This window comes from Pseudomonas veronii, from assembly GCF_002028325.1.
GTDB classification, from domain to species: Bacteria; Pseudomonadota; Gammaproteobacteria; order Pseudomonadales; family Pseudomonadaceae; genus Aquipseudomonas; species Aquipseudomonas veronii.
The window spans coordinates 3,935,230-3,956,282 of sequence record NZ_CP018420.1 but is presented as its reverse complement, the minus strand read 5'-3'; the positions used below and the strand labels follow the sequence as shown (position 1 = coordinate 3,956,282).

Sequence of the window (21,053 nt, the reverse complement as noted above, 5' to 3'; positions counted from 1 at the left end):
GGAATGGCCATCGCATCCGCAGCCAACGTGCTAGCTATTGCAAATAACATTGCGACCGGGAATTTTGCCGGTAGTCTGTGAGACATCACGCACCTCCAACTTAACAGTCTGTGCCAGGCCACGCCGCAAAACGGGCTCCTTGTTCAGGGCAACGTAGCTCCCACCGCATTGAAATCGTTGGAGGTATCCGTCGCCGTACCAAAAATAAATACGCCGCTAGGCGAAATGCCGCTCGACTCGCTGGACGTTCCGCCAAGACCCACCACGGATACGGTGCCTCCCGAGGGCGTCCAACTGCAGGCAGTGGGGTATTGGTTACTGTTCAGGCAAGTCATGGCGACGCTGTCGTTATCCCCAAAACCTGCAAAGTTGGTCTGATTACTGCCCGGCAATGGCTGGATGGGCGCTACGGTGAAAGAGTTGGTGGGGTCTGGCCAGAAGAGAAGTGTCAGGAGGCCCAATGGGTTCCTGCCATAGGCCACCACATGCCCACGGGCATTGATTGCCATTGCCACGTTCTGTGCATTCAACGGCATTGTCAGCAGCAACGGTGTGCTAGTTGCAGAGGCCCAATAGGCGGTCTGGAGCGTATCGGGGGACGAACCGGGGAACGTGCAGGTGCCGACGAACTGACCTGCATCGTTCATGTCCACGGCCTCACAGTAGCTGGCGCCTGCCGGAAGCGGCGGCGTCACGAGGGAAAATCCACTCCCGCTCCAACTGGCCGAGGTGATCTCAGGCGTACCGTTCGCTCCTGGGCAATTCATGAGGATGCGTGGCCAGCCATTCGTCAAGGTTTCAGTCAGGTCGACACCGGAGCAGTTGTTACCCCAGCCCGATACACGCTGTGGCGTCGCGCTACCCGCAGCATAGACCACCACCGTTGCCTGTTCGTTTGCACTCAGGCTCTGTGCGAGCACCATACCGTTCTGATTTTGCGCAGTAGGGACTGTCTGCTTGTCGGCGGGGCGTAGCGGCGGCAACAGCAATGAAAAAGGCAGCGGAGCCATGGCGGTCGGCGGGTTGCCGGGCGTCGCCGCGTTCCAATACACGCCCAAAGCGACATTGCCGACATTGGCGCACAGCCCCACCATCCAGCCATTGTTGGCAATTGCGCTGACGCTGCACGGTTGTCCCGTGACCAATGGCAACAGCACTTGTTGGGGACCTGCCAGTGTCGATGAGAACCACGGGTTGGGGTTGGTACTCGGCGTCGCCGAGTTGCAGTTACCGACCGCCTGACCATTGTCGTTGATCCCGGAGGTCGCGCATTGCGGTCCGGCCGCGTGACCTGAACTGACGAATGTGGCTGCGTTGGCGCTTGCGCTATGTCCGCAAAACGATACGCCAACACTTAACAGCACTGGAACCATTAGCTTCTTGAATGTGCGCTGCATGGGCTGTCCTTCCCTGGTGGGTGAAACCATCTGCGGGGGACAAGGACGCCCCGCAGGCCTTGCGTAACAGTGAAGGCCGCCGTCAGCAGGCCTACAACTGTCATTTTTAACAGGTACAGAACGAGTTGCTGCACCGCACATGGGCAGCTGTTTGGGCTGTTTGGCGGCTCTGGCGTGCGGGTTTCAGAACGAGGCTACGCAGAGTGTCTGCGCCGGGCCTGAAAACAAGGCGACGAATGGTCAGGAGCGCAGGGGCTTATCGAGCCTCCGTCGCACCACGAATCTGGGTGAAGTGACGAATCGGCTGGCGTACAGTGTTTAACCCCGATCGCCAGCGACTGTCGGTGCGATGGATCTGGCGATCTGAATTTCTATTGTCTGGAGTATTGATTGTGCCTACAGCTTCTTCTGTCATTGAAGTTCCGGTTTCGGCCGATCAGGTGTGGCAATTGGTCGGCGGTTTTGACGCGCTGCCGGACTGGCTGCCATTGATCGTCGAGAGCAAGCCGGGCGACGGCGGGCGCGTGCGTCACCTGAAGACCGCCGATGGCGGCGTGGTGGTGGAGCGCTTGCAGACCTTTGATAACGTGGCCCGCACTTACAGCTACAGTATCGAGGAGTCGCCGTTTCCGGTGAGTGCCTACCTGGCGACGTTGCGGGTCGAAGCCCTGACGGAGTCGTCGGCGAAGGTGACGTGGTCGGGCGTGTTCACCCCGGCGCCGGGCACCACCGACGAGGCGGTGGAGGCTTTGTTTGCCGGCGTGTACCGCGGTGGGCTTGAGGCGCTGCGCGCCAACTTCCCGGCTTGACCTGATCGATCGGGCAAGCGACACCCAATGTGGGAGGGAGCAAGCCCCCTCCCACCGTTTCGATCGGTGTCGTGTCTGGTTTATTTGGGCATCAGTTGCTGGCGACACTCCAGCACCAACCGCGCACCGCCGCGTTGGCTGGTGCCGACGTCCAGCTTGAAACCGTGCAGGTTGATGATCGCCGCGACAATCGACAAGCCCAGCCCAAACCCACCTTGCTGGTCGCTTTCATCCACGCGATAGAACCGCTGGAACACTGCCTTGCGTTCCGCTGTTGGGATGCCGGGGCCGGAGTCGTGGACTTCGATACGCGTGCTGCCCGCATCGTTGACCGCGCGCAAAATCACTTCGCCGCCCGCGGGGGTGAACTTGATCGAGTTGCTCAGCAGGTTGGCCAGGGCCTCGAACAGCAAGGCCCGGTCGCCAGTGATCCAGGGCAGGGATGGCGGGGTGTCGAGCACCAGTTGCAGTTCGCCTTCCTCGGCCAGGGGCAGGTAGAAGTCGTGCAGTTCGCGCAGCAGCGGCAGTGGGTCCATCACCAAGAAGCCCGAGCGGCGTTGGTGGTCTTCCAGCTCCGAGATCCGCAACAACCCGCGAAAGCGCGCCATCAGCGTGTCGGTTTCCGCGATGGCGTCGTCCAGTTGCACCGCGTGGGCCGAGTCGTGTTCGGCTTGTTGCTTGATGCGATAGAGCTGCGCGCGCAAGCGGGTGAGCGGGGTGCGCAGGTCGTGGGCGATGTTGTCGCACACGCCTTTGACCTCGTTCATCAGCTTCTCGATGCGGTCGAGCATGGCGTTGACGATGGCGGCGAGCATGTCCAGTTCGTCACGCCGGTTCGACAGCGGCAGGCGATGGGTGAGGTCGCCGGCGACGATGGCCTCGGCGCTGGCCTGGATCCCGCGAATCCGTCGCAATGGGCGGCGGCGCAGCAAATGCCAGCCGGCGGCGCCGGGGATGATGGTCAGCGACACCGCCCACAGCAGCGCGTGCCAGATGATCCGGGTTACGCCGAACAGCGAACCGTTGGCGCGCACCAGCACCAGCCAGCGGCCATCGGCGGTGTGGGTGACCACGGCGTCGCAGCTGTCTTTGGGCAGTTTCGGGTCGTCGGAGTCGACGCAATTGGCCAGGGCGTGGATCTTGCCGTCCAGGGGCAAGTCGGGCGGTATCGCCTGGATCGGTCCGTTCAATGGGCGAAATTGCTCATCGAACAGACCATAGGCGTCCACGCCCTTCATGTCGAAGGTCATGCTGGTGGTCAGGGCTTCCAACAGTTCTTCGCCGTCGAACCGCTGGAACAGGTGCTGGCGCTGCATCAGCGAATGGCGCGAGAGGTCGCTGAGGTAACCGGACACCTCGTAATACAGCACCCCCATGAGGATGCAGCTCCAAGCCACGAACAGCGAACTGTACAGCGCCAGCAAGCGGCTGCTGGAGGAACGCCAGCCCTTAGAGGGGTTCAGCAATGACATACCCGGAACCTCGTACCGTGCGGATCAGCGGCGTGAGGCCCGGTGGATCGATCTTCTTGCGCAGGCGACCGATGTGGACATCGATCAGGTTGGTCCCGGGGTCGAAGTGATAACCCCAGACTTCCTCGAAGATCATCATCCGCGACAGGATCTGCCCGGTGTTGCGCATCAGGAATTCCAGCAGTTTGTATTCGGTGGGCAGCAGGCTCAGCGGCTGCTCGGCGCGGCTGGCTTCACGGCTGATCAGGTTCAGCTCGAGGTCGGCCACGCGCAGCGCGGTTTCGAATTCCTTGACAGTGCTTTTGCGCCGCAGCAGCACTTCGACGCGGGCGGCCATTTCATCGGAGGCGAACGGCTTGGTCAGGTAGTCATCCCCACCGGCGCGCAGGCCGCGCACCCGCTCGTCGACATCGGAGAGTGCGCTGATCATCAGGATCGGCGTCGACACGCCGATGGTGCGCAGGGTGGTGACGATGGCCAGGCCATCGAGTTCCGGCAACATACGGTCGAGGGTGATCAGATCGTAATCACCACTCACGGCGCGGACCAGGCCTTCGCGGCCGTTGTCCACCCAATCAACATCCAGTCCATGGCTACTCAGCTCGGCGACGATCTCGCGGGCCGTTACGGCGTCATCCTCAATGGTCAAAATGCGGGTCATAGGATTACCTGGTGAGCGATTCACACTAGAAGTGTGGGCATTTTGCCAAGAAATGGCTGAACGCTTCCTAAATAAAACTTCATGTTGGCAAAACTGACACAGTTTTCATAAACCCCGCCTACTCCGATGTGCGGGTTTGCCTGCGATGAAGGCGTGTCAATCGGCGGCTCCGGTGACGGATCCTCCGTCAGTCGTCGAAGCCCACCTGCTCATGAATCTCATCCACCTTCAACTCCAGGCGATACGCCACCGCAATGAACAGCGCCTGGCACAGGCACAACGTGGCGCTCAACGAACGGAAGGCAAACGACGAGCCTTCATTGACCAACAGCACTGCGTTCGCGCGCTTGGCCAGGGGCGACAGGTTGCTGTCGGTAATGATCAGGGTCTTGGCCTGGTGGTGCTGGGCGATACGCAGGCAGTGCTGGGTTTCTTTGCCGTAGGGCGTGAAGCTGATGGCGATCACCAGGTCATTGGCGCGCACGCTGCGCATCTGCTCGCGGTAGCTGCCGCCCAGGCCTGAGATCAGGTGGATGCGCTTGTTGGTGTGCTGCAGGTTGTAGACCAGATAATCAGCCACCGCAAACGAACGGCGCACGCCAACCACGTAGATGTTGTCGGCGTTGACCACCAGGTCGACGGCTTTTTCGAACGCCGCGTCATCCAGTTCCAGGCCCAGGCGCTCGATGCCCGAAAGCGTGGCATTGACACACTCGCGCGCCAGGTCGCCGCCGCTGGCCTTCTGCGACTTGTTGGCGATCATGCTGCGGATGCGCTGCTGATAGTTCTGCACCGGCGTGGTCTTGTGGGTGTACGCCTCGCGAAACAGCGCCTGCATCTCACTGAACCCGCTGAAGCCGAAACGCTGGGAGAACCGCACGATGGCCGACGGATGCACTTCGCATTCGCGGGCGATGTCGCTGATGCGGTCGACCATGATCCGGTCGCTCTGCTGGCTCATGTAGCTGGCGATGCGCTTGAGCTGGCGTGGCAGGCTTTCGTATTCGTCGGTGATCAGCTGCAACAGGCGTTCGGCATTGATCGCAGGGCTGGCGAGAGTGTCTTGGGAAGCGGTCTCGGGCGTGGCCGGCTGATCGGTGCGGGACATGGGCAATCCTTCTGGCGGGTTCATCTGGTGCGCTGATAGTGGGCGCAAGTCTACAGGGTAGGCGCAAAAAAATACCCCGGCATGCGCCAGCGAGTGGGCGGCTGAAACGATGCACTGTCGCTGGCGTGCCCCTATGCTGACGTATTGGAAAAAATATTCTACCAAAAATAATTATGGAATAAATATTGATTGGGCTCGCTGAACGTTCTAGTCTGCTCCCACCAAGAGCGTGTGCCGTCGCCACGGCGGCACAACGCAGGCTGATAAAAATAACAGGAGCCAGCATGGGCCAGACTCGTTTTGCCAGTGGGCGTCAATTGGATCTGATTTGCCTCGGGCGCCTGGGCGTCGACCTCTATGCGCAGCAAGTCGGTGCGCGGCTTGAGGATGTGTCCAGCTTTGCCAAGTACCTCGGCGGTTCTTCCGCCAACATTGCCTTCGGCACCGCGCGCCTGGGCCTCAAGTCGGCGATGTTGAGCCGGGTAGGGGACGACCATATGGGCCGGTTCCTGACGGAATCCCTGGCCCGTGAAGGCTGCGATGTCAGCGGCATCAAGGTCGACCCGCAACGCCTTACCGCGCTGGTGCTGCTGGGCCTCAAGGACCGCGAAACCTTCCCCCTGGTGTTCTACCGCGAAAACTGCGCCGACATGGCCCTGCGCGCCGAAGACATCAGCGAAGCCTTTATCGCCTCGAGCAAGGCCCTGTTGATCACCGGCACGCATTTCTCCACCGACGCTGTGTACAAGGCCAGCGTCCAGGCCCTGGATTACGCGGCCAGACACAACGTCCAGCGCGTGCTCGACATCGACTACCGCCCGGTGCTGTGGGGCCTGGCGGGCAAGGCCGATGGCGAAACCCGGTTTGTCGCCGACCAGAGCGTCAGCCAGCACGTGCAGAGCATCCTGCCGCGCTTCGACCTGATCGTCGGTACTGAAGAAGAATTCCTGATCGCCGGCGGCAGTGAAGATTTGCTCGGCGCCCTGCGCACCGTCCGTGAACTGACCCCGGCGACCCTGGTGGTCAAGCTCGGCCCGCAGGGCTGCACGGTGATCCACGGCGCGATCCCGGCCCGTTTGGAAGAGGGTGCGATCTACCCCGGCGTGCGCGTTGAAGTGCTTAACGTGCTGGGCGCCGGCGATGCGTTCATGGCCGGCTTTCTCAGCGGCTGGCTGAACGATGCCAGCGACGCGCGATGCAGCCAGTTGGCCAATGCCTGCGGCGGCCTGGTGGTGTCGCGCCACGCCTGCGCACCGGCCATGCCGACGCCGGCCGAACTGGATTACCTGTTCAACAGCCCGGTGCCGATCACCCGTCCCGATCAAGACGTGACCCTGCAGCGCCTGCATCGGGTCACGGTGCCACGCAAGGCCTGGAAGCAACTGTTCGTGTTCGCCTTCGACCACCGCTGGCAATTGGTCGACCTGGCGCAACGCGGCGGCCAGGACCCGAGCCGCATCAGTACGATCAAGCAGCTGTTTATCCAGGCCGTCGAACGCGTGGAGAAGACGCTGCGCGGGCAGGGCATCGAGGCCGATGTCGGTTTGCTCGCCGACCAGCGCTTCGGCCAGGACGCGCTCAACGCCGCCAGCGGTCGCGGCTGGTGGATCGCACGCCCGGTGGAGGTGCAGAACTCGCGGCCCCTGGCGTTCGAACACGGCCGCTCGATCGGCAGCAACCTGATCGCCTGGCCCCAGGAGCAAATCATCAAATGCCTGGTGCAATACCACCCCGATGACGAACCGCTGCTGCGTCTGGAACAGGAAGCGCAACTCAAGGCGGTGTACGAGGCTTCGCTGGTCAGCGGGCATGAACTGTTGCTGGAAGTCATCCCGCCCAAGGATCACCCCTCGACCTACCCCGATGTGCTCTACCGCAGCCTCAAGCGCCTGTACAACCTGGGGATCTACCCGGCGTGGTGGAAAATCGAGGCACAGTCGGCCGAGGACTGGACAAAACTCGACGAACTGATCGAGGAACGCGACCCGTACTGCCGCGGCGTGGTGCTGCTGGGCCTGAATGCCTCGGCCGAGTGCCTGGCCGAGGGCTTCCGCCAAGCCAGCCAGAGTCGCACCTGCCGTGGTTTTGCCGTGGGACGCACGATTTTCCAGGAGCCGAGTCGCGCGTGGATGGCGGGGGAGATTGATGACGAGACCCTGATCCGCCAAGTCCGGGCCACTTTCGAGCAATTGATCAGCGCCTGGTGCAGTGCCAGAGGCTGAACGCAGTTCTTAATTTGAAATGTAATCCAATGTGGGAGGGAGCTTGCTCCCGATGGCGGTGGTGCAGTTACAGAAGTGTTGCCTGACACACTGCCATCGGGAGCAAGCTCCCTCCCACATAATGCAGATCTCAGTGATACCTGAAAATAATAAAGGTGCAGCCATGCCCGCAATCCGAATTGGCATCAACCCGATCTCCTGGAGCAACGACGACCTGCCGGCCCTGGGCGGCGAAACGCCCCTGAGCACGGCGTTGAGCGAAGGCAAGCAGATCGGCTACGAGGGTTTTGAACTCAACGGCAAATTCCCCAAGGACGCCAAGGGCGTCGCCGATGTGTTGCGCCCCTACGACCTGGCGCTGGTCTCCGGTTGGTACTCCAGCCGTCTGGCCCAGCGGTCGGTGGCGGAGGAAATCGAAGCCATCGCCGCTCACGTCGAGTTGCTCAAACACAATGGCGCCACGGTGTTGGTCTACGGCGAAGTGGCCGATTCGATCCAGGGCTCCCGCATCCGCCTGATCGAACGCCCGCGTTTCCACAGTGAGCAGGCCTGGCAGGACTACGCCGACAAGCTCACCGAACTGGCGCGCTTTACCCTGTCCCAGGGCGTGCGCCTGGCCTACCACCACCATATGGGCGCCTATGTCGAATCGCCGGAGGACATCGATCAACTGATGCGCCGCACCGGCCCCGAAGTCGGCCTGCTGTTCGATTCGGGCCATTGCTACATGGGTGGCGGCGAACCCCTCGACGTACTGCGCAAGCACATCGACCGCGTGTGCCATGTGCATTTCAAGGACGTGCGCAAAGCAGTGGTGCAACTGGCGCGCAACCAGATGTGGAGCTTCCCCGACTGCATCGTCAACGGCACCTTCACCGTGCCGGGTGACGGCGATATCGACTTTGCCGCGTTGCTCGACGTGCTGCTGGCCGCGCATTACCGAGGCTGGCTGGTGGTCGAAGCCGAGCAGGACCCGGCTGTCGCGCCGAGCTATATCTATGCGAAAAAAGGTTATGACACCTTGCGTGCGCTGCTGAACGAGAGGACGGGGCAATGAGCTTGCTGGTCAAGAGCAATAAGCGCGGGCAAACCATGGTCGCCCTCGAAGCGGGCCGCCTGGCCTACGTCGGCTTTGCCGCCTACCGCCTGAGCCTGGGCGAAACCCTGCCAGTCACGGCCGGCGACCAGGAGCTGTGCCTGGTGCTGCTCAGCGGCCGGGTGACGATCGAAGGCGAGGGGTTCAACTGGCAGAACCTCGGCGATCGTCAGTCGGTGTTTGAAGACAAATCGCCCTTTGCCGCTTACCTGCCGCCGGGCACCGACGCCCAGGTGACGGCATTGAGCGACGTGCAGCTCGCGGTCTGCGCCGCGCCTGGCGCGACGGGTTTCGCGCCGCGCTTGATCCGCCCCGAACAGTGCAAGCGCAGCGTGCGCGGCAAAGGCGCCAACACCCGTTACGTGTGCGACATCCTGCCCGACAGCGAGCCCGCCCACTCCCTGCTGGTGGTGGAAGTCCGCACGCCGTCCGGGCATTCGTCGAGCTACCCGCCGCACAAGCACGACACCGACGACCTGCCGCACCAGAGCTTTCTCGAAGAAACCTATTACCACCAGGTCAACCCGCCCCAGGGCTTCGTGTTCCAGCGGGTGTACACCGACGACCGCAGCATCGATGAGGCCATGGCCGTGGAAAACAGCGACCTGGTGGTGGTGCCCAAGGGGTACCACCCGGTGAGCGTGCCGTATGGCTACGAGTCCTACTACCTCAACGTAATGGCCGGCCCCAAGCGCGCCTGGCATTTTCATAACGACCCGCAGCACAGCTGGCTGCTGGACCTTTAAGGGGCGCGACATGACCACCACTCGTTTGACCATGGCCCAGGCCCTGGTGAAATTTCTGGATAACCAATACATCGAAGTCGATGGTGTGCAGAGCAAGTTCGTGGCCGGGGTGTTCACCATTTTCGGCCACGGCAACGTGCTCGGCCTGGGCCAGGCGCTGGAGCAGGACAGCGGCGACCTGGTGGTGCATCAGGGCCGCAACGAGCAAGGCATGGCCCACGCCGCCATCGGGTTTGCCAAACAGCACCTGCGCCGCAAGATCTACGCGTGTACCGCGTCGGTCGGCCCGGGGGCGGCGAATATGCTGACCGCTGCCGCGACCGCCACGGCCAACCGCATTCCGTTGCTGCTATTGCCTGGCGATGTCTACGCCAGCCGCCAGCCCGACCCGGTGCTGCAACAGATCGAGCAGTTCCATGACCTGAGCATCAGCACCAACGACGCCTTCCGTTCGGTGAGCAAATACTGGGACCGCATCAACCGCCCCGAGCAATTGATGAGCGCGGCGATCCACGCCATGCGCGTGCTCACCGACCCGGCCGAAACCGGTGCCGTCACCCTGGCGCTGCCGCAGGACGTGCAAGCCGAGGCCTGGGATTACCCGGATTACTTCCTGCAAAAACGTGTCCATCGCCTCGACCGGCGCCCGCCCACTGAGGCGATGATCGGCGATGCCGTGGCGGCCTTCGAGGGCAAGCGCAAGCCGTTGATCATCTGCGGCGGCGGGGTCAAGTACTCCGGGGCGAATGCGGCCCTGCAGGCATTTGCCGAACGCTTCGAGATGCCCTTCGCCGAAACCCAGGCGGGCAAGAGTGCGGTGCTGTCCAGCCATCCGCTGAACGTCGGCGGGATCGGCGAAACCGGCTGCCTGGCCGCGAACCTGTTGGCCGCCGAGGCCGACCTGATCATCGGGATCGGCACGCGCTACACCGATTTCACCACGTCGTCGAAGTCGTTGTTCAAGCACGCCGAGGTGCGGTTCCTCAACCTCAACATCAGCCCCGGCGATGCGTTGAAACTCGATGGCGTGCAAGTGCTGGCGGATGCACGAGTCGCCCTTGAGGCATTGGCCGCAGCGCTGGGCGATTATCGCGCCGGTTGGGGCGAGCAGGTGCGCGATGCCAGGGCGCAACTGGATGCTGAAGTCGACCGGGTGCATCAGTTGGAATACGCCAGTGACGACTTCGTCCCCGAGGTCGACGACCACCTCGACCGCGGCGTGCTGCGCGAATTTATCGAGCTGACCGGTTCGTGCCTGACCCAAAGCCGGGTCCTCGGCGTGCTCAACCAGGCGCTGGCCGACGACGCGATCATCGTCGCCGCCGCCGGCAGCCTGCCCGGCGACCTGCAGCGCAGCTGGCGCAGCAAGGGCGTCAACACTTACCACGTCGAGTACGGTTATTCGTGCATGGGCTACGAGATCAACGCCGCCCTCGGCGTGAAACTCGCCGAGCCGACGCGCGAGGTCTATGCGCTGGTCGGTGATGGCTCCTACATGATGCTGCACTCGGAGCTGGCCACCTCGATCCAGGAACGCCGCAAGATCAACGTGGTGCTGCTGGACAACATGGCTTTCGGTTGCATCAACAACCTGCAGATCGGCAACGGCATGGACAGCTTCGGCACCGAGTTCCGCTACCGCAACCCCGAGAGCGGCAAGCTCGACGGCGGCCTGGTGCCGGTGGATTTCGCCATGAGTGCGGCGGCCTACGGTTGCAAGACTTACAAGGTCAGTAGCGTCGAACAGCTCGAAGCGGCGCTGGCCGATGCGCGCACGCAAACGGTGTCGACGCTGATCGATATCAAGGTGCTGCCCAAGACCATGATCCACGGCTACCTGTCGTGGTGGCGGGTGGGTGTGGCGCAGGTCTCCACCAGCGAACGCACCAACGCGGCGGCGAAAAAACTCAATGAACAGCTGGCCAAGGCCCGGCAGTACTAATAACAAGAGGAGTGAATGTATGTCGTTGAAGCTGGGTGTTATCGGTACGGGCGCTATCGGCCGGGACCATATTCGTCGTTGCAGCCAGACCTTGCTCAACAGCCAGGTGGTGGCGGTGACCGACATCGACCTGGAGCAGGCCGCCAAGGTGGTGGCGGATCTGAAACTGGACGCCGAGGTGTATCCGGACAGCCATGCGCTGATCCGTTCGCCTCAGGTCGAAGCCATTCTCGTCACTTCCTGGGGCCCGAGCCATGAGGCATTCGTGCTCGCCGCCATCGAGGCGGGCAAACCGGTGTTCTGCGAAAAACCCCTGGCGGTCACCGCCGAAGGCTGTCGCAGGATCGTCGAGGCTGAAGTGGCGCACGGCAAGCGCCTGGTGCAAGTGGGCTTCATGCGCCCCTATGACGAAGGTTATCGCGCCCTCAAAGCGGTGATCGACAGCGGCCGGATCGGCGAGCCGCTGATGCTGCACTGCGCGCACCGCAACCCGCGGGTGGGCGAGAACTACAAGACCGACATGGCGATCACCGACACCCTGATTCACGAGCTGGATGTGTTGCGTTGGCTGCTCGACGACGACTATGTGTCGGTGCAAGTGGTGTTCCCGCGCAAGACCAGCAAGGCCCTGGCCCATCTGCGCGATCCGCAGATCGTGCTGCTGGAAACCGCCAAGGGCACGCGCATCGATGTGGAAGTGTTTGTGAACTGCCAGTACGGCTACGACATTCAGTGCGAAGTGGTGGGGGAGACCGGTATCGCCAAGCTGCCGGAACCGTCGCAGGTGCAATTGCGCAGCGAAGCCAAGCTGTCCAATGCGATTCTGATGGACTGGAAAGACCGCTTTATCGGCGCCTATGACGTCGAGTTGCAGGCGTTCATCGACAGCGTGCGCGCCGGGCAAGTGGGCGGGCCGTCGGCGTGGGATGGGTTTGCGGCGGCAGTCGCGGCGGATGCATGTATCGAGGCCCAAGGCAGTGGGCAAATTGTCCAGGTCAGCCTGCCTGAGCGTCCGCGCTTCTACGGCTGACACGCGGTCAATGTGGGAGGGGGCTTGCCCCCGATAGCAGTGGGTCAGCTAATGAATCTGGATCTGATCCACCGCCATCGGGGGCAAGCCCCCTCCCACAGTTGGATTGGGTGTGCACTTCAATGAAGGAGTGAATGTATGCGAATCGGACTAGTCGGCTATGGCCACGGAGGGCGCTTCTTTCATGCGCCACTGACTGCAACCCTGCCTTCTGCGGCTAACACTCGGTCAATGTGGGAGAGGGCTTGCCCCCCCCACAGTTGGATTGGGTGTGCACTTCAATGAAGGAGTGAATGTATGCGAATCGGACTAGTCGGCTATGGCCACGGAGGGCGCTTATTTCATGCGCCACTGACTGCAACCCTGCCTTTTGCGGCTAACACTCGGTCAATGTGGGAGGGGGCTTGCCCCCGATAGCAGTGGGTCAGCTAATGAATCTGGATCTGATCCACCGCCATCGGGGGCAAGCCCCCTCCCACAGTTGGATTGGGTGTGCACTTCAATAAAGGAGTGAATGTATGCGAATTGGACTGGTCGGCTATGGCCACGGAGGGCGCTTCTTTCATGCGCCACTGATTGCAACCCTGCCTTCTACGGCTAACACGCGGTCAATGTGGGAGGGGGCTTGCCCCCGATAGCAGTGGGTCAGCTAATGAATCTGGATCTGATCCACCGCCATCGGGGGCAAGCCCCCTCCCACAGTTGGATTGGGTGTGCACTTCAATAAAGGAGTGAATGTATGCGAATTGGACTGGTCGGCTATGGCCATGGAGGGCGCTTCTTTCATGCGCCACTGACTGCAACCCTGCCTTCTGCGGCTAACACGCGGTCAATGTGGGAGGGGGCTTGCCCCCGATAGCAGTGGGTCAGCTAATGAATCTGGATCTGATCCACCGCCATCGGGGGCAAGCCCCCTCCCACAGTTGGATTGGGTGTGCACTTCAATGAAGGAGTGAATGTATGCGAATTGGACTGGTCGGCTATGGCCACGGAGGGCGCTTCTTTCATGCGCCACTGATTGCAACCCTGCCCGGCGCTACTTTTGTTGGTGTGGTGACTCGTTCACCCGAGCGCCGTCAGCAATTGAGCACTGATCTTCCAGGGGTTAAAGCCTTTGACAGCATCGGCCAGATCGTCGAGGCCGGCGTTGACGCCCTGGTGATTTCCACCACGCTTAAAGGTCGCCCGGCGCTGGTGCTGGAGGCCATCGAGCACGGCGTCGCCGTGGTCAGCGATAAACCTTTCGCCGCCAACGCCGAGCAGGCCCGGGTGCTGATCACCGCGGCTGAACGCCAGGGCGTGTTGCTCAGCGTCTACCAGAACCGGCGCTGGGATTCGGATTTCCTGACCTTGCGCAAACTGATCGACGCCGGCGCCCTCGGCGCTGTCACCCGGTTTGAATCCCGCGTCGAGCGTTTCAGCCCGCAATCGGTGGGCAATGCCAGCGGCGGCGGCTGGCTGCGCGACCTGGGCAGCCATCTGGTGGATCAGGCGCTGCAACTGTTCGGCCCGGTGGATCGGGTTTTCGCGCAACTGCACTACAGCGCCGAACACCCCAGCATCGACCACGGCTTCTTTGTCTCCCTGACCCACGCCAACGGGGTGATTTCCCACCTGTGGGGCAACGCCTTGCAGAACAGCCCGGCACCGCGCTTGCGGGTCAGCGGCACCCTGGGTTGCTACACCGTCGACGGGTTGGACGGCCAGGAAGACGCACTGATGGCCGGCAAGTCGCCCAAAACCGAGGGCGAGCACTGGGGGGCCGAGGAGCACCGCCGCTGGGGCTGGTTCGAGCAAGGCCCCGAGCGCGAGCGTGTGCCGTCGGAAAAAGGCTGCTGGACCCAGTTCTATCGCCAGTGGCAGGCCGCCGTGCAAGGGCAGGGGCCGCTGCCGGTGGACGCCTACGAGGCGCTGGAAACCACAAGGATATTGGACGCCGCACGCCTGAGCGCCGAGCGCCAGCAGGTGGTTTCGACAAAAATAGAATAAAATTCTAAAACAGGTTGATATAGAAATTATTTTCCAATAAAGTCTTTTCCAGGTTGCATAAAGTACGTTCCGGACTCGATCCCGACGACTCAACAAAAACAAGATCAAAAACAACCAGGTACCGTCAGATGAAAATCTTCAACGCTGTACTGCGAGTTTTACGCCCAGCCCTTGCGCCACGCGGTCTGCCCCGCACCCGGCCGTTTTACTTCTCCTTCCTCAACGTGCTGTGCGTCGAAAACCAAGGCGCCCTGGTGTGCTGCATTCCGGGAGCACCGCTCGTCCGCCTGCCGTCATCCTCGCTCTGAAAAACGCAACGTCCAAAAAACCAACAAGAAAGTGGAGACAGACCGTTCATGAAGACCCCGATCCGTTTTACCGCGCTGGCGTTGTCCCTGCTGCTGGCCAGCGGTTTTGCCATGGCTGCCGATCTGAAGATCGGCGTGAGCATGTCGCAGTTCGATGACACCTACCTGACCAATGTGCGTGAGTACATGGACAAGCAAGCCAAGGCCTACCCCAAGGGCGATGGCGTGCAACTGCAGTTCGAAGACGCGCGCGCCGACGTGGTCAAGCAATTGAGCCAGGTCGAGAACTTCATCAGCCAGAAGGTCGACGCGATCATCGTCAACCCGGTGGACACGGCGTCCACGGCGCGGATCAGCAAGTCAGCGCTCGAGGCGGGTATTCCGCTGGTCTATGTCAACCGCCGACCTGATCAGAAAGACCTGCCCAAAGGCGTGGCGGCCGTGACCTCCGATGATGAAGAGGCCGGCAGGCTGCAAATGCAGTACATCGCCGAAAAACTGGGGGGCAAGGGCAAGGTGGTGATCCTGCTCGGTGACCTGGCGAACAACTCCACCACCAACCGGACCAAGGGCATCAAAGAAGTCCTGGCCAAGTACCCGCAGATCAAGATCGAGCAGGAACAGACCGGCATCTGGCTGCGTGACCGCGGGATGACCCTGGTCAACGACTGGTTGACCCAGGGCCGCGAATTCAATGCCGTGCTGGCCAACAACGATGAAATGGCGATTGGCGCGGCCATGGCGTTGAAATCGGCCGGCACCAAGCCGGGCAGCGTCTTGATTGCGGGGGTCGACGGCACGCCGGACGGCTTGAATGCGATCACCAAGGGTGAAATGACCGTGTCGGTGTTCCAGGATGCCAAGGGCCAGGCAGTCGGCTCGGTGGAGGCGGCGCGCAAGATGGCGAAGAAGGAAGCGATCGAGCAGAACATTGTCATCCCGTTCAAGCTGATCACCCCGGACAACGTCAAAGACTTCAAGTAGCCCTTACATCACAACAATAAGCCGGCAGGGCGGTCGTGCCCGCCCTGTCGATGGAGTACCGCCCTATGCTTGCTCAAGCCACTGTCTCGCAGCCGCCCGGTATCCAGCCGTCGCTGCTGGAAGAACCGTACCTGCTGGAAATCCTCAACATCAGCAAAGGCTTTCCCGGTGTGGTGGCCCTGGCCGATGTACAACTGCGTGTGCGCCCAGGCTCGGTGCTGGCGCTGATGGGCGAGAACGGCGCGGGCAAGTCGACCCTGATGAAAATCATCGCCGGCATCTACCAGCCCGACGCCGGGGAAATCCGCCTGCGCGGCAAGCCGATTGTGTTTGAGACGCCGCTGGCCGCGCAAAAGGCCGGGATCGCGATGATCCACCAGGAACTCAACCTGATGCCGCACATGAGCATCGCCGAGAATATCTGGATCGGCCGCGAGCAGCTCAACAGCCTGTGCATGGTCAACCACCGCGAAATGCACCGCTGCACCGCCCAATTGCTCGCCCGCCTGCGCATCAACCTCGACCCCGAGGAGCAGGTGGGCAACCTGAGCATCGCCGAGCGGCAGATGGTCGAGATTGCCAAGGCGGTGTCCTACGATTCCGACATCCTGATCATGGATGAGCCGACGTCCGCCATCACCGAGAAGGAAGTCGCCCACCTGTTTTCGATCATTGCCGACCTCAAGGCCCAGGGCAAAGGCATCGTCTACATCACGCACAAGATGAATGAAGTGTTCGCCATCGCCGATGAAGTGGCGGTGTTTCGCGACGGCCAGTACATCGGCCTGCAGCGCGCCGACAGCATGAACAGCGACAGCCTGATCTCGATGATGGTCGGCCGTGAACTGAGCCAGTTGTTCCCGGTGCGCGAAACGCCCATCGGCGAGTTGCTGCTGTCGGTGCGCGACCTGGGCCTGGACGGCGTGTTCAACAACGTCTCGTTCGACCTGCATGCCGGCGAGATCCTCGGCATCGCCGGGCTGATGGGCTCGGGCCGCACCAACGTGGCGGAAACCCTTTTCGGCATCAGCCCAAGCACTCGCGGGCAGATAACCCTCGATGGCAAGGCGCTGCGTATCACCGACCCGCACATGGCCATCGACAAAGGCTTTGCGCTGTTGACCGAAGACCGCAAGCTCAGCGGGCTGTTCCCGTGCCTGTCGGTCCTGGAAAACATGGAAATGGCCGTGTTGCCGCATTACTCGGGCAACGGGTTTATCCAGCAGAAAGCCCTGCGTGCGCTGTGCGAAGACATGTGCAAGAAGCTGCGGGTGAAAACCCCGTCCCTGGAGCAATGCATCGACACCTTGTCCGGCGGCAATCAGCAGAAAGCCCTGCTGGCGCGCTGGCTGATGACCAACCCGCGCCTGCTGATCCTCGACGAACCGACCCGTGGCATCGATGTCGGCGCCAAGGCCGAGATCTACCGTTTGATTGCGTTCCTCGCCAGCGAGGGCATGGCGGTGATCATGATTTCCTCGGAGCTGCCTGAAGTGCTGGGTATGAGCGACCGGGTGATGGTGATGCATGAAGGCGAACTGATGGGCACCCTGGACCGTGCAGACGCGACCCAGGAAAAAGTCATGCAGCTGGCCTCCGGTATGACCGCGGTCCACTGACGAACAGCCGCGCGGGCCTGCGGTTGGCCTGCGCCATAGAATAAAAAGGTGATTGGCTATGAACGCAATAACAGACAACAAGCCTGCCACGGCAGCGGTCAAGCACCGTCGGCGCTTGCCCACCGAGCTGAGCATCTTCCTGGTGCTGATCGGCATCGGCCTGGTGTTTGAGCTGTTTGGCTGGATCGTGCGAGACCAGAGCTTCCTGATGAACTCCCAGCGTCTGGTGCTGATGATCCTGCAAGTGTCGATCATCGGCCTGCTGGCCATCGGTGTGACCCAGGTGATCATCACCACCGGGATCGACTTGTCTTCCGGCTCGGTCTTGGCGTTATCGGCGATGATCGCTGCCAGTCTTGCGCAAACATCTGATTTTTCCCGTGCGGTGTTTCCGTCCCTGACCGACCTGCCGGTGTGGATTCCAGTGGTGGCGGGGCTCGGCGTGGGGCTGCTGGCGGGCGCGATCAACGGCAGCATTATCGCGGTGACCGGTATCCCGCCGTTTATCGCAACGCTGGGGATGATGGTGTCGGCCCGTGGCCTGGCGCGTTACTACACCGAAGGCCAGCCAGTGAGCATGCTCTCGGATTCCTACACGGCCATCGGGCATGGCGCGATGCCGGTGATCATCTTTCTGGTGGTGGCGGTGATCTTCCATATCGCCCTGCGCTACACCAAGTACGGTAAGTACACCTACGCCATCGGCGGCAATATGCAGGCGGCGCGCACCTCGGGGATCAACGTCAAGCGCCACCTGATCATCGTCTACAGCATCGCCGGGCTCCTGGCGGGCCTGGCCGGTGTGGTGGCCTCGGCGCGTGCCGCCACCGGCCAGGCCGGCATGGGCATGTCCTACGAACTGGATGCGATTGCCGCCGCGGTGATCGGCGGCACCAGCCTGGCCGGCGGAGTAGGGCGCATCACCGGCACCGTGATCGGCGCGCTGATCCTTGGGGTGATGGCCAGCGGGTTTACCTTTGTCGGGGTCGACGCGTATATCCAGGACATCATCAAGGGCCTGATTATCGTGGCGGCGGTGGTGATCGACCAATATCGCAACAAGCGCAAGCTAAAACGCTGACGCAGTGCAAAATGTGGGAGGGGCCTGCCCCCTCCCACATTCAGGCCTGTATTCGTCAGATCCAACCGTTTGTCTTCTATATAGCTCCACAACACTGAATTTCTTGCTATAAACGCACTCCGATGACCATTCGCCAAGCCCGTCCTGGTGCCTTTGGGGGTTATCTTGGAAAAAATGCCTGTCTTTTCAGTTGCTGCGCCCTCAAGTCGGCCTTAGACTGCCGCCCCTCGTAAATTGAGTGCCGGGTGGCGCTTGGAATGGATGGCGCCTTTCCGAGACCTGCAGAGGTTGACCGGAACGCTCCCTTATTCGCCTTAATGCACGTATTTTTTATAGAGAAATCAATGACAAAGGAAAAGTTGCTGGCCATGCCGGCGGATGACTACATGAATGCCGAACAGCACGCTTTTTTCGAGCAGTTGCTGCAAGACATGAAAGTGGAACACCACGAGCGCATTGAACAGAACCGCATCGCCATTGAGAGCCTGGACACCCCGGCCGACCCGGCGGATGCCGCCTCCGTGGAAGAAGAGCGCACCTGGTTGGTGAATGCCATTGATCGCGACCAGCGCATGCTGCCGCAACTGGAGCGCGCACTGGAGCGCATCAAGGAAGATTCCTTTGGCTGGTGCGATGACAGCGGCGAGCCTATCGGCCTCAAGCGCCTGCTGATCAGCCCGACCACCAAGTACTGCATCGAAGCGCAAGAGCGCCACGAGCAGATCGACAAGCACCAGCGTCAAGCCTGATGCGCTGAAGCTGGGGGGCGAGTACTGCGCTCCCCAGGGAAAATATCCGTTACGCCCGCTATATTGATCTGTTGCAAGCTCCCCCACTAAAGGCCCATAGATAATGGCCTGATAGTGGCGTTTAATGCAGAGACAATAATGACAAGCAGTGGGGTGACGAAGATGGCTGGAGACGGATCTCTGATGGGCGCAGCAGTGCCACCGCACGCGGTGGTGCGCGGGTTGCCCGGCTGGCTGACGCCGCTTTTGCAGAGCACCGCCGTGGTGCTGGTCCTGCTCGGCCTTGCGTTTGCCAGCCTGCCGATTTATCTCTGCCTGACACTGGCCTTGCTGGTGATCTGGCTGCCCCGTCTGAAAAAACGCACGCCCAGCGCGGCGCCGTCCGAAGCGGTCGATGCGATTGGCGACCTGACCCGCGACCTGTCCTATACCACCAGCCATAACGCATTGTCGGCGGCCGGCGTGGCCTATTCGGTCAAGCAACTGGCTGCGCGCCTGCAGTCGCAGTTGAGCGCTGCCCAGCAGATCGTCAACAGCGCCGAAGTGATGATCGGCACCGAACAAGTCACCTCCCAACTCAGTCACCAGGCGCTGGGCGCCGCCAGCCAGGCGCATCAGCGCAGTACCGAGGGCCGCGAAGTGCTGGCCCAGTCGATCACCCGCATGCACCAACTCAGCCAGCGCGCGAATGCCAGCCGCGAGATGATTGAAGCCCTGAGCCAGCGCAGCGAGGAAATCCAGCGGGTGACCCTGGTGATCCAGTCCATCGCCAGCCAGACCAACCTGCTGGCCTTGAACGCCGCCATCGAAGCCGCGCGTGCCGGCGAGCATGGGCGCGGGTTTGCCGTGGTGGCCGATGAAGTCCGCGGGCTGGCCGGCCGTACCGCTACCGCCACCGAGGAAGTCGGGGTGATGGTGGCCGATATCCAGCAACGCACCGGCCAGGTGGTGGAGCAGATTCGCCAACTGTCGGCGGACCTGCACACCGGCGTGGAGCAGGTGGAGCACGCCGGTGAGCAACTGCAGAACATCGCCAGCCTGGCCGCGGATGTCGAAGGGCAGGTCAACGAAATCGCCCAAGGCACCGAGACCAATCGGGCGCAACTCGACAGCCTGTTCCATGCCGTGGAGCAAATGCGCAGCGACCTGACGGTGAGCGACGAGCAAACCCGTCAACTGGCCGATGCCGCCGTGCAAATGGAAGGGCAGGCCGAAACCATCAGCGAACGCTTGGCCGCCGTCGGGCTGGATGACTATCACCAGCGCGTCTACGACCTCGCCCGCGAAGGCGCGAGCCGCATCGCCGAACAGTTCGAGGCCGATGTACTGCAAAGCCGCGTCAGCCTGGAGGATCTGTTCGACCGCAACTACGCGGCGATCCCCAACACCCACCCCAGCAAGTACCACACGCGTTTTGACAGCTACACCGATCAGGTTTTGCCGGCGATTCAAGAGGCGCTGCTGCCGCGACACGAAGGTTTGGTATTTGCCATCGCCTGTACGCAACAGGGGTATGTGCCGACACACAACAAGGCGTTTTCCCAACCCTTGACCGGCGATGTACAGGTGGATGCGTTACAGAATCGCACCAAGCGCAAGTTCGACGACCGTACCGGGATTCGCTGTGGCAGCCATCAGCAAGCGGTACTGTTGCAGACCTACACCCGCGATACCGGTGAGTTGATGCACGACTTGTCGGTGCCGATCATGGTCAAGGGCCGGCATTGGGGCGGGTTGCGCCTGGGCTATAAACCCGAAGGCACGAAGGCCAGGCACTAGAGATTGTTGCTGTTTGCGCAATAGAGCTATCCAGGGGATAGCTTTTTCTGAGGGTAGGAAA

General features: G+C 61.7%; 17 protein-coding genes. 13 read left to right on the top strand and 4 right to left on the bottom strand.

From position 1 onward, the window contains the following. Positions 1–143 precede the first annotated feature (143 nt). Positions 144–1,397, bottom strand: a complete 1,254-nt coding sequence (locus PverR02_RS17895) for a hypothetical protein (protein WP_079444056.1) — start codon at positions 1,395–1,397, stop codon at positions 144–146. A gap of 392 nt (positions 1,398–1,789) precedes the next feature. On the opposite strand from PverR02_RS17895, the gene PverR02_RS17890 reads away from it, so the two are divergent. Further along, a complete protein-coding gene (locus tag PverR02_RS17890; protein WP_079444055.1) occupies positions 1,790–2,206 on the top strand; it encodes an SRPBCC family protein in 417 nt (138 codons plus the stop codon). Positions 2,207–2,286: 80 nt separating this feature from the next. Here PverR02_RS17890 and PverR02_RS17885 read toward each other — a convergent pair whose 3' ends face one another. The 3 genes from PverR02_RS17885 to PverR02_RS17875 all read right to left on the bottom strand — a co-directional run bounded on the left by PverR02_RS17885 (position 2,287) and on the right by PverR02_RS17875 (position 5,447). Then, complete coding sequence (locus PverR02_RS17885) at positions 2,287–3,678, bottom strand: sensor histidine kinase (protein ID WP_079444054.1); 1,392 nt, start codon at positions 3,676–3,678, stop codon at positions 2,287–2,289. Further along, positions 3,656–4,339 carry a response regulator transcription factor gene (locus PverR02_RS17880; protein ID WP_003219726.1) on the bottom strand — a complete coding sequence of 228 codons (684 nt, stop codon included), beginning with the start codon at positions 4,337–4,339 and terminating at the stop codon, positions 3,656–3,658. The genes PverR02_RS17885 and PverR02_RS17880 overlap by 23 nt, the downstream gene beginning before the upstream one ends. Positions 4,340–4,526: 187 nt before the next feature. Next, positions 4,527–5,447, bottom strand: a complete 921-nt coding sequence (locus PverR02_RS17875) for a MurR/RpiR family transcriptional regulator (protein ID WP_017846562.1) — start codon at positions 5,445–5,447, stop codon at positions 4,527–4,529. 284 nt (positions 5,448–5,731) lie between these two features. Here PverR02_RS17875 and PverR02_RS17870 point away from each other — a divergent pair, with 284 nt between their 5' ends. From PverR02_RS17870 to PverR02_RS17815, 12 genes are all read left to right on the top strand, one after another. Beyond that, complete coding sequence (locus PverR02_RS17870) at positions 5,732–7,669, top strand: bifunctional 5-dehydro-2-deoxygluconokinase/5-dehydro-2-deoxyphosphogluconate aldolase (protein ID WP_079444053.1); 1,938 nt, start codon at positions 5,732–5,734, stop codon at positions 7,667–7,669. A gap of 163 nt (positions 7,670–7,832) precedes the next feature. After that, positions 7,833–8,726 carry a myo-inosose-2 dehydratase gene (gene iolE, locus PverR02_RS17865; RefSeq protein WP_046489005.1) on the top strand — a complete coding sequence of 298 codons (894 nt, stop codon included), beginning with the start codon at positions 7,833–7,835 and terminating at the stop codon, positions 8,724–8,726. Further along, on the top strand, positions 8,723–9,511 hold the full coding sequence (gene iolB / locus PverR02_RS17860; protein WP_017846559.1) for a 5-deoxy-glucuronate isomerase: 789 nt from the start codon (positions 8,723–8,725) through the stop codon (positions 9,509–9,511). The genes iolE and iolB overlap by 4 nt, the downstream gene beginning before the upstream one ends. A gap of 10 nt (positions 9,512–9,521) precedes the next feature. Beyond that, a complete protein-coding gene (iolD, locus tag PverR02_RS17855; RefSeq protein WP_079444052.1) occupies positions 9,522–11,453 on the top strand; it encodes a 3D-(3,5/4)-trihydroxycyclohexane-1,2-dione acylhydrolase (decyclizing) in 1,932 nt (643 codons plus the stop codon). 19 nt (positions 11,454–11,472) lie between these two features. After that, positions 11,473–12,483 carry a Gfo/Idh/MocA family protein gene (locus PverR02_RS17850; protein ID WP_079444051.1) on the top strand — a complete coding sequence of 337 codons (1,011 nt, stop codon included), beginning with the start codon at positions 11,473–11,475 and terminating at the stop codon, positions 12,481–12,483. Between the two features lie 960 nt (positions 12,484–13,443). Continuing rightward, entirely contained in the window at positions 13,444–14,472 is a 1,029-nt protein-coding gene (locus PverR02_RS17845; RefSeq protein ID WP_057004688.1) for a Gfo/Idh/MocA family protein, read from the top strand. Between the two features lie 128 nt (positions 14,473–14,600). Beyond that, entirely contained in the window at positions 14,601–14,780 is a 180-nt protein-coding gene (locus tag PverR02_RS17840) for a hypothetical protein (protein WP_079444050.1), read from the top strand. Positions 14,781–14,828: 48 nt separating this feature from the next. After that, positions 14,829–15,764, top strand: a complete 936-nt coding sequence (locus PverR02_RS17835) for a sugar ABC transporter substrate-binding protein (protein ID WP_017846555.1) — start codon at positions 14,829–14,831, stop codon at positions 15,762–15,764. Positions 15,765–15,829: 65 nt separating this feature from the next. Beyond that, positions 15,830–17,383, top strand: coding sequence for a sugar ABC transporter ATP-binding protein (locus tag PverR02_RS17830; RefSeq protein WP_079444049.1), 1,554 nt, complete (start codon positions 15,830–15,832; stop codon positions 17,381–17,383). Between the two features lie 58 nt (positions 17,384–17,441). Continuing rightward, positions 17,442–18,464: an ABC transporter permease gene (locus tag PverR02_RS17825; RefSeq protein WP_017846553.1), complete on the top strand. Its 1,023-nt coding sequence runs from the start codon at positions 17,442–17,444 to the stop codon at positions 18,462–18,464. A 344-nt stretch (positions 18,465–18,808) separates the two neighbouring features. Continuing rightward, positions 18,809–19,213, top strand: coding sequence for a TraR/DksA family transcriptional regulator (locus PverR02_RS17820; RefSeq protein WP_010564800.1), 405 nt, complete (start codon positions 18,809–18,811; stop codon positions 19,211–19,213). Between the two features lie 138 nt (positions 19,214–19,351). Then, positions 19,352–20,992, top strand: a complete 1,641-nt coding sequence (locus PverR02_RS17815) for a methyl-accepting chemotaxis protein (RefSeq protein ID WP_407691828.1) — start codon at positions 19,352–19,354, stop codon at positions 20,990–20,992. Positions 20,993–21,053: the final 61 nt, after the last annotated feature.